The sequence below is a fragment of the Pseudosulfitobacter sp. DSM 107133 genome (assembly GCF_022788695.1).
Taxonomy (GTDB): domain Bacteria; phylum Pseudomonadota; class Alphaproteobacteria; order Rhodobacterales; family Rhodobacteraceae; genus Pseudosulfitobacter.
Window position 1 is genome coordinate 793,180 of the sequence record NZ_CP085154.1, and the last position, 14,328, is coordinate 807,507.

Sequence of the window (14,328 nt, forward strand, 5' to 3'; positions counted from 1 at the left end):
AGATCGAACAGCGCGGCCCCTGAGTGGTTTCAAGAAACGATCAGAAGTCCAGAGCGGGGCAGCTGTCGTTTTCGTAGTAGGAAACAACCTTGATTTCGCCATCAATGATTTTCTGGCGTGCCTCTGCCACGGCAGCCTTCATCTCGTCGGTGACCAGGGCTTCGTTGTTTTCGTCGATCGCAACGCCAACACCATCTTCGGCCAGACCCAATGTGACGACCTTGCCGGTTTCCAGATCTGTCCCTGCTTTCATGGCGTTATAAACGGCCACGTCAACGCGCTTCAGCATGGATGTCAGAACTTGACCGGGGTGCAGGTGGTTCTGGTTGCTGTCCACGCCGATCGACAGAATGTTTTCATCAGCCGCAGTTTGCAGCACGCCCACGCCAGTGCCGCCCGCTGCGGCAAAGACCACATCCGCGCCCTGGCTGATCTGCGCCTTGGTGATTTCGGACCCTTTGACGGGATCGTTCCATGCGGCAGGCGTGGTGCCTGTCATATTGGCAATTACAGTGGCGTCGGGGTTCACGGATTTGACACCTTGGGCATAGCCACAGCCAAAGTGGCGGATCAACGGTACGTCCATGCCGCCGACAAATCCAACAGTGCCGGTTTTCGACGCCATCGCGGCCATAATGCCCACAAGATACGAGCCTTCGTGTTCAGCAAAGCTGACCTGGCGCACGTTGGGGATGTCGAGCCAGCTTACGTCGATCACGGCAAACTTGGTGTCGGGGTAATCGGGGGCCACTGTTGCCAGCGGATCGGCCATGGCAAAACCCATGGTGATAATCGGATTGGCGCCGGATTCGGCAAAGCGGCGCAGGGCCTGTTCGCGCTGGGCCTCGGACTGCATTTCGATTTCGGCGAATGTGCCGCCGGTTTCTTCGGCCCAACGCGTTGCGCCGTTAAAGGCCGCTTCGTTAAAGGATTTGTCGAATTTGCCGCCCAGGTCAAAGATCAGGGCGGGTTCGGCCATCGCAGCACCGGCGGTCAGGGCCAGCCCGGCAGCGGCGCCCAGAAATTTTTGCATAAGGGTCATTTAATATCTCCCAGTTTTCGTGTTTGGAGCCTGCCGCCCGCTTTGGGGCAGTGGGGCCCGACGCCCGTGCATTTCTGTGTGCAAAACAGGCAGATCAGATTGATCAGATGCAAATAAGGCCGCACCGTCGGTGCCGGGTCAACCGCTTTTTCTGTGTGGAGGGGTGGTTTTGCGTGGCTTACCTAGGGTGAAGTCAACCCAATGGCGCGCGCATAAGCACCGCATCAACGGCTTTGGTCCCCGCGCGGGGGTAATATGCCCGTCGCAGTCCGGCGGGGGCAAAACCGCTACTTGCGTACAATGCGCAGGCGGAGGCGTTGTCGGCTGCGACTTCCAGAAACGCCTCATTGGCGGTTGCGCCTGCCTGCGCCATCCATTTGGCCATCAACAACCGCCCGATGCCCTTGCCCTGATGGTCGGGGGCAACGGCGATGGTCAGCAACTCAGCCTCGCCTGCGACGACGCGCACAAGGGCAAAGCCCCGCGGCAGCGTGGCGGCAAAGACGTGGGGGCTGTCGAGAAGCGACGCGAATTCTTTGGCTGTCCAGGGTCGTGCGTTGGTGAAGGCGGCGGCGTGGATCTGGGCCATGACCAAGGGGGGCATGTCTTGCCGGGTCATGGCGTGTCTGGGGGCAGGATCACAGGCGGTACATCACGGCCTTGCGCGGCATCGGGGGGGCGCAGGTAATAGGGTGCCGGGGCAGGGGCCGCTTGCGGGAACCGGGCTGCGGCCTGCGTTGCAATGCTGGCGGCCAGATCGGCGGGGGCCGGATCGGGGTGCAGGGTGGTGCCGGCAGCCTCAAGCGTGGAACGGGAGACCAACGCGGGGCCATCTGCCTGCATCACATAGACCGATTCGCGCGGGGCGGGCACGCAGACAGGTGGCGTTTGCAGGCTTTCACGTTGTTCGAAACCGGTGATGCCATAGGCCGGCACATCCAGCCCCAAGGCCAGACCCCGTGCAGCAGAAACGCCAATGCGAATGCCGGTGAAATTGCCGGGGCCGACGCCCACGCCAAGCGCATCCAGATTGCGCCATGTCAGATCATGGCGCGCCAGCAGCTCTTGCAGCAGGTCCATCAGGCGCTCGGCCTGTCCGCGTGCCATCTCTTCGGCCACGGCTTCAACCACCGCACCATCCGACCACAAGGCGGCAGCGCACCAAGCGCCCGCGGTATCAAAGCCCAGGACAATGCTCATATCAGGACACCGCGTTGCGTAGAAATGCGCAAGGCGCCGCAGATGCAGCGCCCGTAGAAACTTGATGTATCGGTCACAAAGATCAGACCGCGACGGGGCGCACTTCGGTGACTTCGGGGATGTAATGGCGCAGCAGGTTTTCGATGCCCATTTTCAGCGTCAGCGTGGACGATGGGCAACCGGCGCAGGCCCCCTGCATGTGCAGATATACAACACCGCGGTCAAAGCCGTGGAAGGTAATGTCGCCACCATCCTGAGCCACGGCGGGACGCACGCGGCTGTCCAGCAGTTCCTTGATCTGGCCAACGATGGCACTGTCTTCACCGCTGTGCTCGGCATGGCCCGAGGCGGGGGCGTGGCCCTCGTCCATCACAGCGTCGCCCGATTGGTAATGTTCCATGATCGCACCCAGAACGCCGGGCTTCATGTGGTCCCATTCGGTCGCGTCATCCTTGGTTACGGTGACGAAATCGGTGCCAAAGAACACGCCTGTCACGCCCGAAACCGCAAAGATGCGGCGCGCCAGGGGCGATTTGGCCGCAGCATCGGCTGTGGGGAAATCTGCGGTGCCCATGTCCAGAACGGTCTGGCCGGGCAGGAACTTCAAAGTGGCGGGGTTCGGCGTAGATTCGGTTTGGATGAACATGGCAGTTGCTCCTGATGGGCTGTTGCATCAGATATGCGGATCAGCGCGCTATAAGTCAAGGTTTGGAACGATTCTAAACTGGGCGCTGTCGGGGGCGTCAGGTGATCGCTTCCAGCTTTTCCTTGCTCAGATCGCCTGGGACGATTGTGATCGGAATGGGCAATGATCCCGCGTTGCGCGACAGCTGCGTGACCAGCGGACCGGGGCCCTTTTTATCGGTGCCCGCCCCCAGAACCAGAACGCCGATTTCGGGGTCTTCGCCAATCAGGGCGATAATCTCGTCTGCGACCTGTCCGTTGCGGATGACCAGTTCGGGGTTCACCCCCTGCCTGTCGCGCATCCACTTGGCGAACACCTCGAAATGCACTTCGATGCGTTCGCGGGCCTCTTCGCGCATGATATCGCCAACGCCGATCCAGTGATTGAACTCGTCCGGCGGAATGACCGACAGCACAGCCACGCCGCCGCCGGTCTTGGCAGCGCGCATGGCGGCAAAGCGCATGGCGTTCAGGCACTCGCGCGTGTCATCCAGCACAACCAGAAATTTGCGCATCACTTCCTCCGTTTTCAGCAGCAGCATGGCCCAAGGCAGGGCAGCGCGCAATGTTGTTCAGTTCCCAGCGGCCGCTTCGTCCAGCGCCATGGTCATCCGGTCATGGCCCCAGAACAGTTCGTCACCGACGGTAAAGCTGGGCGCACCAAAGATGCCGCGTGCGATGGCGTCGTCGGTCAGCGCGCGTAAAGCCTGTTTGGTTTCAGGGGTGCCAGCCTGTTCGACAAGCGCAGCGGCATCCTGTCCAAGCGCCTGCAACACCGGCCCGATTACCTCGGGTGCGCCGATGTCCAGATCCTCGGCAAAGTTTGCAGAATAGACCGCGCGGACAAAATCACCGATCCAGTCCGCACCGGCATTGGCCGCGCAAATCCGCGCTGCCAGCATGCTGCCACGCGGAAACGTCGACGGCTTTTGCAAGGGCAGTTCGGCTGCGGCACAGATGCGCGCCATGTCACGCCACATATAGGCGCCTTTGATCGGATAAAGGTTAAACGGCGAATCCGTCATACCCTGCGCGCCGAACACCGGTCCCAGCAGGAACGGACGCCAGACCAGCGTCACCCCGCGTGCAACGCAGGCAGCCTCGATCTGCATCGCGGCGGGATAGCTGTAGGTGCTGGCGAATTCGAACCAGAATTCCAATGGTTTCGTCATGCTGTTATCCTTCGGATGCGGCCCAGTCCCAATACAATTGCCGTACCCGGCGTGTGACCGGGCCAATCTGGTATTGGGTGTCGTCAAAAGCGGTGACCGGCGTGACTTTCATCATATTGCCGCTCAGGAATACCTCGTCGGCGTTGTGAAAGTCATCAAAGCCCAGCACTGTTTCATGCACCGTCACACCGTCGGCGCGCAGATTGCTGATATGGCGGGCGCGCGTGATGCCCGACAGAAAGGTGCCATTGGCCACCGGCGTAAATACTTCGCCGTCGCGCACCATAAAGACGTTGGCGGTGGCTGTTTCGGCCACGTTGCCCAGGGCATCGGCCACCAGCGCGTTCCCGAACCCTTTGGATTTCGCTTCGACCAGCATCCGCGCGTTGTTGGGGTACAGGCAGCCCGCCTTGGCGTTCACCACTGCATCTTCCAGCACCGGACGGCGGAATTTGGTGCGTGTCAGCGTGGTTGACGCATCGGGGGCCGCCATCGGGATTTTTTCCAGCGAAATGGCAAATCCGGTCTTTTCGGGCATCGGCACGATGCCGGAAGGATCGCCGTCAATCGCCCAGTACATCGGGCGGATATAGACCGGTTCCGCAGGGTCATAGGCTTTCAGCCCTTCGTGCACGATGGCGATCATGTCTTCGGGGCTGACCGTAGGGGTGATCATCAGCGCCTTGGCCGAGCGGTTCACGCGCGCGCAATGGGCCGCCAGGTCCGGCGTGTACCCGTCAAAAAACCGCGCGCCGTCGAACACGGTTCCGCCCAGCCACGACCCATGATCGGCGGCCTTCATCACAGCGACGTCACCGTCGTGCCATGTGCCGTCAAAAAACGTTCTGATTCCCGTACCTACAGCCATCTCTTACCCTCCTGGAATTGTCGGGACGTTATCAGGATAGGCCGGAGGGTCCAGTCGCAAAGACCAAATTGTGACCTGTCTCAGTCGCCGCGCTCGCGGATGGCATAAACCCCTTCGGGCAGGTCCAGTGCGGCGGCCATATCGCGCACCTGTGCATGGCTCAGGGTGATTTTCATGACTGTGTCGGTGCGCGCATCGTACTGTTCGACGGTCACGCATTCGGTAAAACTGTTGACGATCACATCTTCCTGCAAAGGCACGCCGCCGTCGTCCACCAGGGTGATCACAGTCGAGTCAAATTCGTGTTCAATTGTAAACATGTCCAGAGCCTAACCGCACGGGCTGCACATGCAAGCGGTGATCGGCGCGTCTTCACCTGCGTGCTGTGATCTGGTCGGATCGGGGCTGGAAGCGGGCGGTGGACATGCTAAGTTGCAAGGCGACGTTTGCGGTGTTTTTGGGCCGCACAGACCAAGGAACTGACGCATGCTGAAGAAACTGGTACAGGTTCTGCTGCCGCTGGCCCTGCTTGCGGCCTGTGACGTGCCCACAACCGTATCAACCCCCCCGTCGCAATCGAATGCGCCTACCAACAGCAGCGCCGGAAACGATGAACTGCGCGGCAAGGATCAGGCCGAACGCGCCTTTGTGCAGGTTCTGCAACGGCTGGAACCCGTGGCCGAGCGCGAGTGTCGCAACCGCACCACCGGCGTGAACTGTGATTTCCGCATCGTTGTCGACGACAGGCCGAACCAGCCTGCCAATGCCTATCAGACATTGGACAAAACCAATCGTCCGGTGATTTTCTTTACGCTCCAGCTGATTCAGGACGCCTATAACGCCGACGAGATTGCCTTTGTCATGGGCCACGAGGCAGCGCACCACATCGCCGGGCATCTGGCACGGCAACGTCAGAATGCGGTGGCCGGTGCGGTGATTTTTGCCGGTCTGGCAACTTTGACAGGCGGTGACGCCGGCGCGGTTGAATCGGCGCAGCGTCTGGGGGAGCAGGTGGGCGCGCGCACCTATTCCAAGGAATTCGAATTGGAGGCGGACGCGCTCGGCACCATCATCACCCACCGCGCAGGTTATGATCCTTTGCGCGGGGCCGAATTCTTTACGCGCATCCCTGATCCCGGCAACCGCTTTCTGGGCACGCACCCGCCCAACGCGGCGCGTCTGGAAACCGTGCGGCGCACCGCTGCGGCGTTGTGACTGTCTGAACGGTTACGTGTATTTCCAAATGACACATGAAGAGACCGCCCACCGACAATGGGCGGCGGCACGGCGCAGGCTGGTGCTGAGCTGATGCGGTTGCTGGGGCAGATCCTGACCGACCGCGGGTCAAAATACGCGGTGTCGGGTATGGCCGTCAGCAGCCGCGCCGAGATTGATGCCGCGTTGAAACAGCTCAAGCGGGACAAGACCTATGCCAAGGCCACGCACAACACATGGGCGGCGCTGTTGACCGAGGGCGGCCCGATCAAGGGCGACGACGGCGAAGCCGGAGCGGGCATGGTGATCATCCGCATGCTGGAGCGCGAGGACCTGGCCGATCACCTGATTGTGGTAACGCGCTGGTATGGCGGCAAACATCTGGGCGGCGATCGTTTTCGCCATGTGCAGACCTGTGTGCGGGCCTATCTGGACGCGCTTTAGACGCTGAGTGCTATGGCCGCAAAGAAACAGCCCGAAGCTACCAGCACAAAAACGTGCCACAGCGCCATCTGGAACCGGAATTCGCGCATGGCAAAGAACACCGCCCCCGCCGAATAGGTCAGCCCGCCCGCTGCAACCAATGCCATGGCCGCGCCGCTCAGGCTGGACCACATCGGCCAGATCAGCAGCACGCTGGCCCAGCCCAACGCCAGATACAGTGCCAGCGACCCGCGTCCTTCCGTCGACCAGAACGACAGTTTCGCAATCGCCCCGCCCAAGGCCACCAGCCAGACGAACCCCAGCACCACATAACCGGAGACGGACCCCAGAACGACAACGAGCGGCGTGTAGGTGCCCGCAATCTTCAGGTAAATCGCCGCATGATCCACCCGCGCCAACACGGGCCGCGAGCGGTCCCATGGCAGCAGGTGATAGGCCGCGGATGCCGCGAACGCAAAGACCAGAACCGCCAGATAAACGCTGACCGAAGCCACGGTCGCGGCTGGTGCATGGGTTGTCACATGTCCCAGCAGGACCGCGGCGCCAATCAGCGATCCGGTCAGCCCGAGGACATGCACCGACCCGTCGACAAGCGTTTCTGAAAGGGATCGTGGATAAGCCATGCGCTCAAACTAACCTGTTTCAGTCCACAGGCTATGGCAGATGTGTAACAATATGGTTGACGTTACTGGAGCTTGGCGGCTTTGCGCCCACGCGCCAGATGCCAGCGATACAAAACGGGGGCCAGCACCCAATCATACAACACAACCGCCACAGGTTGCATCACAGGCCAGGACACCACCCGCGCCAGCCAGCGAAAACGCGGCATGTCCTGCCACAGCAGAATGAACGCGGGGATACCGGAATAGACCTGACCGTTCTTGCGCACATGCAACCGTTTGGCCGCGTCATCGGCGCTGACACCCCAGCCTGCCAGCGCATCGCTGTTCAGATCGTCAAAGCGGATCGGCAGGGCGTTGTCACGGCTGTATCCGGCGTAATGGTCGATCTCGAACCGGCAGACAGGGCATTCGCCGTTGTACAAAACGCTGGTGTCTTCCGTGGTGTTCTGTTCCATGCTCTAAAAGATAGGGCGCAAACCGGCCCCGCAACATGGGACAAAGCCGCACATCTCAGCGCGGCTTGTTCCCGTCGATCCAGCGCGACATCAGCTGTTTGTCCTTGAAGCATTCGCGCGGCACGTCCTGCCGCTTGATCCGTGCAATCCGCTCGGCAAAGGCGACCTGCTTGCCGGAAGGATAGTTCGAAAACTTACCCTCGACCGGCTTGACCTTATGCGCATCAATCCACGCCGACAGCGCCCGCCGGTCACGCAATGTGCCTTGCGGCAAATCCTTGCCCGCGCGCTTGGCGATTGCCATGGCATAGGCCACCTGCTTTTCCGTTGCAGGTTCGGGCGCGTTCAGCGGCAGGTCGGATTGCACCGGCACAAACAGTCCGGGCAGGGCGGGTTCATAAACAGATGCATGGGCCATGACGGCGTTCCTTTGTTCCTGTTAAGAACAAATTAGAACAAATGCGGAACATTTTCAAGAGGGACGTGATTTTGCCCCCTTCACGTCATCGCGATCAGACCAAACGCCCCCACAAATCGTACTCGCCCGCCTCGTCCACTTCGACTGTGACGATCTGGCCCGGGGTCAACGCTTCGAACCCTTCGTCGATGAACAGGTTGCCGTCGATCTCGGGCGCGTCGGCCTTTGTCCGGCAGGTTGCGGCATCGGCGTCCACCTCGTCCACGATCACGTCGATGCGGGTGCCGACCTTGGCTTCGAGCTTGGCCTCGGAGATGGCCTGTGCCTTCTCCATGAACCGGTCCCAGCGCTCTTGCTTGATCTCGGGGGCGACATGATCGGGCAGGGCGTTCGACCGCGCACCGTCCACGTTTTCGTATTGGAAACAGCCGACACGATCCAGTTGCGCCTCGTCCATCCAGTCCAGCAGCGTCTGGAATTCGGCCTCGGTCTCGCCGGGGTAGCCAACGATAAAGGTCGAACGCAAAACGATGTCGGGGCAGATGTCGCGCCATTCGGCGATCCGGTCCAGCGTCGCCTCGGCGGCGGCGGGGCGGGCCATGCGTTTCAGTGTGTCGGGATGGGCGTGTTGGAACGGGACGTCCAGATAGGGCAGCACCAGACCATCGGCCATCAGCGGGATCATCTCGCGCACATGCGGATAGGGATAGACGTAATGCAGGCGCACCCACGCGCCCAAGCTGCCAAGATCGCGCGCCAGCGTGGTGATCGGCTGTTCGGTCAACCCGCGCCGCACTTCGCGGTCCCAGTCGGTGCCATAGGCGGATGTGTCCTGCGAAATCACCAGCAGTTCCTGCACACCCGCTTCGACCAGCTTTTCAGCCTCGCGCAGCACAGCCTTGTGCGGGCGGCTGGCCAGGCGGCCGCGCATGTCGGGAATGATGCAGAACTTGCACTTGTGATTGCAGCCTTCGGAAATCTTCAGATAGCTGTAGTGCCGGGGCGTCAGGCTGACACTGCGGGCGGGCAGCAGGTCGACAAAGGGATCGGGCGACGGCGGCACGGCGGCATGCACCGCGTCCAGAACCTGTTCGTATTGATGCGGACCGGTCACGGCCAGAACCTTGGGATGCGCGCCGGTGATATACTCGGGCTCTGCCCCCAGACATCCCGTCACGATCACCCGCCCGTTTTCGGACAAGGCCTCGCCAATCGCCTCAAGGCTTTCTGCCTTGGCGCTGTCGAGAAATCCGCAGGTGTTCACAATCACCGCATCCGCGCCGGAATAGTCGGGCGAAATCCCGTAGCCTTCGGCCCGCAGCCGCGTCAGGATGCGTTCGGAATCCACCAACGCCTTGGGGCAGCCCAGACTGACCATGCCGATGGACGGCTGGCCGGGGCGTGTCTTGCCATCCAGCCTTGCGGCGGGGGCGATGTCGGGGCGCAGATTGGGTGGGTTTGTGCTCATGATCGCTCCTTTAGTGCAACCGGTGCGCGGCGGAAAGGGTTCTTGATTGAGAATGGGCGGCAAGACGCGTAGCAATCGGGTGTGGATTAGCAAAGGATTTTTAGCATGAAATGGATCGGGCGTCTGATCGTTTTGATCGTTTTGATCGTGGTTGTGGCCGGCGTGTCGCTGTTTTTCCTGCCTGCCGACCGGATCGCGCGCATTGCCGCGGACCAGATCCGCAACGCCACCGGGCGTGACGTGACGATTTCGGGCGATGTATCGCTGTCGATCTGGCCGGTACTGGGGGCCTCGGTCGGCAGCATCGAGATCGGCAACGCCAAATGGTCAGAACAGGGACCGATGCTGACCGCGCAGAACGCCGCCATCGGCATTGACGCCGCAGCCCTGCTGTCGGGCGAGATCCGCATCACCAACATCGCCGCCACCAGCCCCACGATCCGGCTGGAACAACGCAAGGACGGCCGCGCCAGCTGGCAGTTCACCGATGCCTCTGGGGCTGCGACGATCGAAACGCAAACCTCGCCCGACACCGCACCGCGTCCGTTCTCGATCCAGAAGATGAACATCACCGACGCCACGCTGATCTATGACGCCGAAGGCGCTGACCTTGTGCAATATAAGGGTGTCGATCTGGCGCTGGACTGGCCCGAGCGTGCAGGCTCTGCGGACATCCGTGCCACCCTGCGCCCGGCGGGCGAAGCGGTAAAGGTCAATGCCACGATCGGCAGCTTTGCCGGTTTCCTTGCAGGGCAGGTGCAACCGGTAACGCTGCAACTGAGCGCAGGAAAAGGCACTGTATCGCTGGACGGTCGCGCCAGCACGGCGGGTGAGGTTGCGGGCAAGCTGACGCTGGACCTGCCCGATACCGGCGCGTTCATGCAGGCTTTGGGCGTGGGCGCTGTTGACCTCCCGAAAGGGCTGGGGCGCAGCATCGACATGGCATCCGACATCACCCTGACCAAGGACCGCCGCCTGTCGTTGCGCGAACTGGTCGCGAACCTTGGTGGGAACCGGCTGACAGGGGCGGCAGACATCGCGCTGAACGGCACGCCACAGGTGAACGCCCAACTGAACGCGGGCGCGCTGGACCTGACTGGCGTGACGGGCAGTGGAGAGAACCGCCCAAGCGGCGGCGCTGACAGCGCGGCATCCGGCTGGCCGAAGGATAGGATAGATGCGTCGGGTCTGGCTGCCTTCAACGGCGAGATTGCGCTCAGGGCCACGTCGGTCGATCTGGGCAGTTTCAAACTGGGGGCGACCCGCGCGCTTCTGACCAATGACAACTCGCGCGCCGTTTTTGAACTGCGTGAAGTCGATGCATACGAGGGGACGATCACCGGCCAGTTCATCATGAACAACCGCGCCGGCCTGTCCGTGGGCGGCAAATTGTATGCCAATGACATCTCGATGCAGCCCTTGCTGAACGACGCACTGGGCCTGACCCGCCTGACGGGTGGCGCCAATGCCGAGTTGAATTTCCTGGGCTCCGGCAATTCGGTTGACGCCATCATGAAGTCTCTGTCCGGCGCAGGAGCCATCGCGATTGGCAAGGGGACCATTCAGGGGATTGATCTGGACAAGCTGATGCGCTCAGGCGCGACCGGCAGCGGCACCACAGTGTTCGACAGTCTGGGGGCCACGTTCAAGATGGCCGCAGGCAACGTCCAGAACGACGACCTTCTGTTCACACTGGCCAGCTATCAGGCGCGGGGCAAGGGACGGATCGGGCTGGGGCAGCAGGACATGGACTATACATTTACTCCCATCGCCCTGAACGCAAACGAGGGCAACGGCATCGCCATTCCCGTGCGCATCACCGGCCCATGGGCAAACCTGCGCATTATCCCGGACATCGAGGCGGCAATCGACCTGAACCTGGGCGCGAAAAAGGAAGAGCTGAAAGACGCCGCCGAGGCCAAGCTGAAAGCAGCGGTCGAGAAAAAACTGGGCGTGAAAGCCGAAGACGGCCAAAGCGTCGAGGATGCGGCCAAGGCCAAGGCGAAGGAGAAAATCGCCAAGGAACTGCTGAAAATATTCGAGTAGCGCAGGCTTCTTTTGGCCCCAAATATCCCCGCCGGAGGCAAGAAGTCCTTCTGGAGCGCCCAACAGATATTATGCCTCCGGCGGGGATATTTCTCGCCAAAAGAAATGGTCTTTCTGTGCGTCACGGGAACAGGTCGCCATTGCCAGGAATGGCGACCTTCTGTCGTTACGAGGTGATCTGTTCGCGCAGGATCGAGGCGGTCAGCGAGATCATCAGATAGATGCCCGAGAAGATCAGGAACGCCAGAATGGTGTTCTCGAACTTGCGTGGATAGCTGGGCTCCTGGCTGGCCACCGGTTTTACCGCAACCGTCAGATAGCGCACCTGCCGCGAGGCTTCGACGCGGCTTTGTTCCATCTGTTGCAGGGCCGATTGCAGCATCATGTCGCGGCTGGCAAGGTCAGCCTGTGCCAATTGCAGGTTCACGGCCATCTGCGCCAGCGAATCCTCACCTTCGGAGGCATCGTTCATGCGCTGGTTCAGTTTGGCCAGTTGGTCGTTCAAGCGGCGGATATCACCCTTTACACCGTCCACCTTGGCCTGGTTGGGACGTGCGTTGTCTTCAAGTGCGGCCAGCTCCAGTTCTTTTTCCAGCTTCAGTGTTTCATAGTTGGTGATCTGGGTGCGCAGGGCAGCAATCACGGCTTCGGGGTCCAGCGTGCTGGTTTCCACTTGCAACTTGACCAGTGCCTCTTGCGCCGCCCGCCGTTCGGCTTCGGCTTTTTCGAAACCTTCGCGGGCGTCTTTCATCTGGTCTTCGCGCTTTTGCTGGCTCAGATTGTTCACCCGCTGCTCGGCATAGCTGATCAGGCGGCGTGCAAACTCGGCAGACACTTCGGGTTCGGCGGCGACCACTTCCATGCGGATCATGCCTTCGGTGGGATCATATCCGATTTTCACATTCTTTTTGAAAATCTTATAGGCCTCTTCATTGGTCGGGTCGGGGTTCAGGCGCTGGATCGGGTCGATCCAGTCCTGGGAAAAGTGGGCCTTGAATCCCAGATCATCGTCCAACCGCAGCATCGCATCCTTGGATTGAAGGTAGCCCTGGGTGGCGATGGCATCCGAGTTGGTGGCGAATTGTGTAGGCAACAGGCCGCCCAAGGGACCGGCACCCCCGCTGCCTTCGTTCTGGATGATCAGAAAGTCGGCCTTGGTTGCGTACATCGGCGTGGCGATCTGGTAGAAATACCAACCGGCCAGAAAGGTCGGCAGCGCCACGAAGAATGCCAGCCGGACCAGCAACAGCCCCAGCTTCTTGCGGCGGCGCTTGCCGATGTCGCGCTGGATCTGCGAAATTTCCTTGACCCGCCGCTCGGCAGGGCTGAGCTCGGTGGACGGCAGGTTGCGCCCCGCCGGTACGGTTTGGGGCAACTGGTGGCGGTTCTGGTCGGTGCGGGCGGGCAGGTTTTCAAAGCCGTCCGGCTCGCCTGGCTGGCGGCCGCTTTCGCTGGGCACAACCAGATCCAGCATGTTTGCGCGCTGGAACGGGTCGATGCCCCTGGCCCGCAACAGGCGCACCGCGTCGAAATCGGATGTCGGGGCCAATCCGTGTTTTTGCGCGACGCGTCGGGCCATACGCAACTGGCGGCCGGTCAGCCCTTCGCGGCGGATCGCATCCATGTCGTTTTCGCCTGCGACTTCGCCGGCTGACGACACCTCGCCCTGGCGCGGCTGCGGGGCTGCGGAGTGTTGTGGTTCGGGCCGCTGTTGGGCTTGCGCTGTCGGCTGGGGGCGTTCAGACGAAGCCGCCGGGCGCGGGGTCTGTGCTGCGCTTGCCGGGGCGGCGGGAGATGGTGAGGACGGACGAGGTTGAGCGGTTGGCGTTTCTGACGCTGGGCGCGGTGTTTCTTTCGCCTCGGGGTCGCGTTCAAGCGGCGCAGCCGCGCTTGCCAGTTGCGATACGCTGTCAGACGTGCCACTGAACTGCGGCGTTGTCCGCTTGATGCGGAACTTTCTAGCTTTTGGTTTGGTAGTCATAAAGCCTTTTCGCCTCTTCCAACGTATCGAACATATGCAGTTGTCCGTCCAGCAGCACTGCGGCAGAGCGGGCGAACTTTTCAAGCGTTTGTGCCTGGTGTGACACGATGATGATCGTCGTGGTGCGCAGCCGTTCTTGCAGGATATCGCCCGCCTTGCGGTTAAACTCGACGTCGGTTGACCCCGGCATACCTTCGTCGATCAGATAGATGTCAAAGTCCAGTGCCAGCATCAGTGCAAATGAAAACCGTCCGCGCATGCCCGACGAATAGGTGCCCAGCGGCTGATCGAAATATTCGCCCAGATTGCACAGCCAGCGGCAGAAACTTTCGACATAGTCCGGGTCAAGCCCGTAGAGCCGCGCAATGTAGCGCGCGTTTTCCATGGCCGACACCTTGGGCACCACACCGCCCATGAAACCCAGCGGGAACGAGATGTTGCAGCCCCGGCGAATTTCGCCTTCGTCTGGTTTTTCCAGTCCGGCCATCATGTTGATCAATGTGGTCTTGCCGGTGCCGTTCGGGGCAAGAATGCCCAGCGAATTGCCAAGATCGACGCGAAACGACACGCGGTCGAGGATCACCTTGCGTTGACTGCCCGTCCAAAAGGACTTGCTGACATTTTCAAACTCAAGCATCGCCTGCTCCGGTCCCGCTGCTCCGGTTGGAGAGCGTCCCCAATTTGGTCACGCCCGCCCCTTTTTGTCAGGGGT

17 protein-coding genes are annotated in these 14,328 nt (G+C 61.2%); 3 read left to right on the forward strand and 14 right to left on the reverse strand.

Annotation, left to right across the window (positions count from 1 at the left end; genetic code table 11):
- Nucleotides 1–40 precede the first annotated feature (40 nt).
- The 8 genes from DSM107133_RS03905 to DSM107133_RS03940 all read right to left on the reverse strand — a co-directional run bounded on the left by DSM107133_RS03905 (nt 41) and on the right by DSM107133_RS03940 (nt 5,286).
- Entirely contained in the window at nt 41–1,042 is a 1,002-nt protein-coding gene (locus DSM107133_RS03905; RefSeq protein WP_114293493.1) for a BMP family ABC transporter substrate-binding protein, read from the reverse strand.
- Between the two features lie 193 nt (nt 1,043–1,235).
- Nucleotides 1,236–1,661, reverse strand: coding sequence for a ribosomal protein S18-alanine N-acetyltransferase (rimI, locus tag DSM107133_RS03910; RefSeq protein WP_240310516.1), 426 nt, complete (start codon nt 1,659–1,661; stop codon nt 1,236–1,238).
- Entirely contained in the window at nt 1,658–2,242 is a 585-nt protein-coding gene (tsaB, locus tag DSM107133_RS03915) for a tRNA (adenosine(37)-N6)-threonylcarbamoyltransferase complex dimerization subunit type 1 TsaB (protein ID WP_114293494.1), read from the reverse strand. The genes rimI and tsaB overlap by 4 nt, the downstream gene beginning before the upstream one ends.
- Nucleotides 2,243–2,324: 82 nt before the next feature.
- Nucleotides 2,325–2,888, reverse strand: a complete 564-nt coding sequence (locus DSM107133_RS03920; protein WP_114293495.1) for a NifU family protein — start codon at nt 2,886–2,888, stop codon at nt 2,325–2,327.
- 97 nt (nt 2,889–2,985) lie between these two features.
- The gene (locus tag DSM107133_RS03925) at nt 2,986–3,441 is read right to left on the reverse strand and encodes a universal stress protein (RefSeq protein ID WP_114293580.1); all 456 of its coding nucleotides are present in this window, start codon (nt 3,439–3,441) and stop codon (nt 2,986–2,988) included.
- 57 nt (nt 3,442–3,498) lie between these two features.
- Entirely contained in the window at nt 3,499–4,098 is a 600-nt protein-coding gene (locus DSM107133_RS03930) for a 2-hydroxychromene-2-carboxylate isomerase (RefSeq protein ID WP_114293496.1), read from the reverse strand.
- 4 nt (nt 4,099–4,102) lie between these two features.
- Nucleotides 4,103–4,966, reverse strand: coding sequence for a branched-chain amino acid aminotransferase (locus tag DSM107133_RS03935; protein ID WP_114293497.1), 864 nt, complete (start codon nt 4,964–4,966; stop codon nt 4,103–4,105).
- Nucleotides 4,967–5,046: 80 nt separating this feature from the next.
- Nucleotides 5,047–5,286, reverse strand: coding sequence for a hypothetical protein (locus tag DSM107133_RS03940; protein ID WP_114293498.1), 240 nt, complete (start codon nt 5,284–5,286; stop codon nt 5,047–5,049).
- Between the two features lie 166 nt (nt 5,287–5,452).
- Here DSM107133_RS03940 and DSM107133_RS03945 point away from each other — a divergent pair, with 166 nt between their 5' ends.
- On the forward strand, nt 5,453–6,181 hold the full coding sequence (locus DSM107133_RS03945) for a M48 family metallopeptidase (protein ID WP_114293499.1): 729 nt from the start codon (nt 5,453–5,455) through the stop codon (nt 6,179–6,181).
- A gap of 93 nt (nt 6,182–6,274) precedes the next feature.
- Nucleotides 6,275–6,625, forward strand: a complete 351-nt coding sequence (locus tag DSM107133_RS03950; RefSeq protein WP_114293581.1) for a YigZ family protein — start codon at nt 6,275–6,277, stop codon at nt 6,623–6,625.
- Here the strand turns inward: DSM107133_RS03950 and DSM107133_RS03955 are convergent.
- The 4 genes from DSM107133_RS03955 to rimO form a co-directional block, all read right to left on the reverse strand.
- Nucleotides 6,622–7,248, reverse strand: a complete 627-nt coding sequence (locus DSM107133_RS03955; RefSeq protein ID WP_114293500.1) for a hemolysin III family protein — start codon at nt 7,246–7,248, stop codon at nt 6,622–6,624. The two genes, DSM107133_RS03950 and DSM107133_RS03955, sit on opposite strands and share 4 nt — an antisense overlap.
- Nucleotides 7,249–7,310: 62 nt before the next feature.
- Nucleotides 7,311–7,703: a DUF393 domain-containing protein gene (locus DSM107133_RS03960; protein ID WP_114293501.1), complete on the reverse strand. Its 393-nt coding sequence runs from the start codon at nt 7,701–7,703 to the stop codon at nt 7,311–7,313.
- A 55-nt stretch (nt 7,704–7,758) separates the two neighbouring features.
- On the reverse strand, nt 7,759–8,121 hold the full coding sequence (locus DSM107133_RS03965) for a hypothetical protein (RefSeq protein WP_240310517.1): 363 nt from the start codon (nt 8,119–8,121) through the stop codon (nt 7,759–7,761).
- A 94-nt stretch (nt 8,122–8,215) separates the two neighbouring features.
- Entirely contained in the window at nt 8,216–9,589 is a 1,374-nt protein-coding gene (rimO, locus tag DSM107133_RS03970) for a 30S ribosomal protein S12 methylthiotransferase RimO (protein WP_114293502.1), read from the reverse strand.
- 105 nt (nt 9,590–9,694) lie between these two features.
- On the opposite strand from rimO, the gene DSM107133_RS03975 reads away from it, so the two are divergent.
- A complete protein-coding gene (locus DSM107133_RS03975) occupies nt 9,695–11,635 on the forward strand; it encodes an AsmA family protein (protein ID WP_114293503.1) in 1,941 nt (646 codons plus the stop codon).
- A gap of 166 nt (nt 11,636–11,801) precedes the next feature.
- Here DSM107133_RS03975 and DSM107133_RS03980 read toward each other — a convergent pair whose 3' ends face one another.
- Both DSM107133_RS03980 and DSM107133_RS03985 read right to left on the reverse strand, forming a co-directional pair.
- Nucleotides 11,802–13,616, reverse strand: a complete 1,815-nt coding sequence (locus tag DSM107133_RS03980; protein ID WP_114293504.1) for a capsule biosynthesis protein — start codon at nt 13,614–13,616, stop codon at nt 11,802–11,804.
- Nucleotides 13,594–14,253, reverse strand: a complete 660-nt coding sequence (locus DSM107133_RS03985; protein WP_114293505.1) for an ATP-binding cassette domain-containing protein — start codon at nt 14,251–14,253, stop codon at nt 13,594–13,596. The genes DSM107133_RS03980 and DSM107133_RS03985 overlap by 23 nt, the downstream gene beginning before the upstream one ends.
- Between the last annotated feature and the right edge of the window lie 75 nt (nt 14,254–14,328).

What these genes read in the sequence shown, in the direction of transcription:
- DSM107133_RS03940 (WP_114293498.1), bottom strand. Translation starts at nt 5,286, where the DNA reads ATGTTTACAATTGAACACGAATTTGACTCGACTGTGATCACCCTGGTG.
- DSM107133_RS03975 (WP_114293503.1), top strand. Translation starts at nt 9,695, where the DNA reads ATGAAATGGATCGGGCGTCTGATCGTTTTGATCGTTTTGATCGTGGTT.
- rimO (WP_114293502.1), bottom strand. Translation starts at nt 9,589, where the DNA reads ATGAGCACAAACCCACCCAATCTGCGCCCCGACATCGCCCCCGCCGCA.
- DSM107133_RS03960 (WP_114293501.1), bottom strand. Translation starts at nt 7,703, where the DNA reads ATGGAACAGAACACCACGGAAGACACCAGCGTTTTGTACAACGGCGAA.
- DSM107133_RS03950 (WP_114293581.1), top strand. Translation starts at nt 6,275, where the DNA reads ATGCGGTTGCTGGGGCAGATCCTGACCGACCGCGGGTCAAAATACGCG.
- rimI (WP_240310516.1), bottom strand. Translation starts at nt 1,661, where the DNA reads ATGACCCGGCAAGACATGCCCCCCTTGGTCATGGCCCAGATCCACGCC.
- DSM107133_RS03955 (WP_114293500.1), bottom strand. Translation starts at nt 7,248, where the DNA reads ATGGCTTATCCACGATCCCTTTCAGAAACGCTTGTCGACGGGTCGGTG.
- DSM107133_RS03935 (WP_114293497.1), bottom strand. Translation starts at nt 4,966, where the DNA reads ATGGCTGTAGGTACGGGAATCAGAACGTTTTTTGACGGCACATGGCAC.
- DSM107133_RS03925 (WP_114293580.1), bottom strand. Translation starts at nt 3,441, where the DNA reads ATGCGCAAATTTCTGGTTGTGCTGGATGACACGCGCGAGTGCCTGAAC.
- DSM107133_RS03945 (WP_114293499.1), top strand. Translation starts at nt 5,453, where the DNA reads ATGCTGAAGAAACTGGTACAGGTTCTGCTGCCGCTGGCCCTGCTTGCG.
- tsaB (WP_114293494.1), bottom strand. Translation starts at nt 2,242, where the DNA reads ATGAGCATTGTCCTGGGCTTTGATACCGCGGGCGCTTGGTGCGCTGCC.
- DSM107133_RS03980 (WP_114293504.1), bottom strand. Translation starts at nt 13,616, where the DNA reads ATGACTACCAAACCAAAAGCTAGAAAGTTCCGCATCAAGCGGACAACG.
- DSM107133_RS03985 (WP_114293505.1), bottom strand. Translation starts at nt 14,253, where the DNA reads ATGCTTGAGTTTGAAAATGTCAGCAAGTCCTTTTGGACGGGCAGTCAA.
- DSM107133_RS03920 (WP_114293495.1), bottom strand. Translation starts at nt 2,888, where the DNA reads ATGTTCATCCAAACCGAATCTACGCCGAACCCCGCCACTTTGAAGTTC.
- DSM107133_RS03930 (WP_114293496.1), bottom strand. Translation starts at nt 4,098, where the DNA reads ATGACGAAACCATTGGAATTCTGGTTCGAATTCGCCAGCACCTACAGC.
- DSM107133_RS03965 (WP_240310517.1), bottom strand. Translation starts at nt 8,121, where the DNA reads ATGGCCCATGCATCTGTTTATGAACCCGCCCTGCCCGGACTGTTTGTG.
- DSM107133_RS03905 (WP_114293493.1), bottom strand. Translation starts at nt 1,042, where the DNA reads ATGACCCTTATGCAAAAATTTCTGGGCGCCGCTGCCGGGCTGGCCCTG.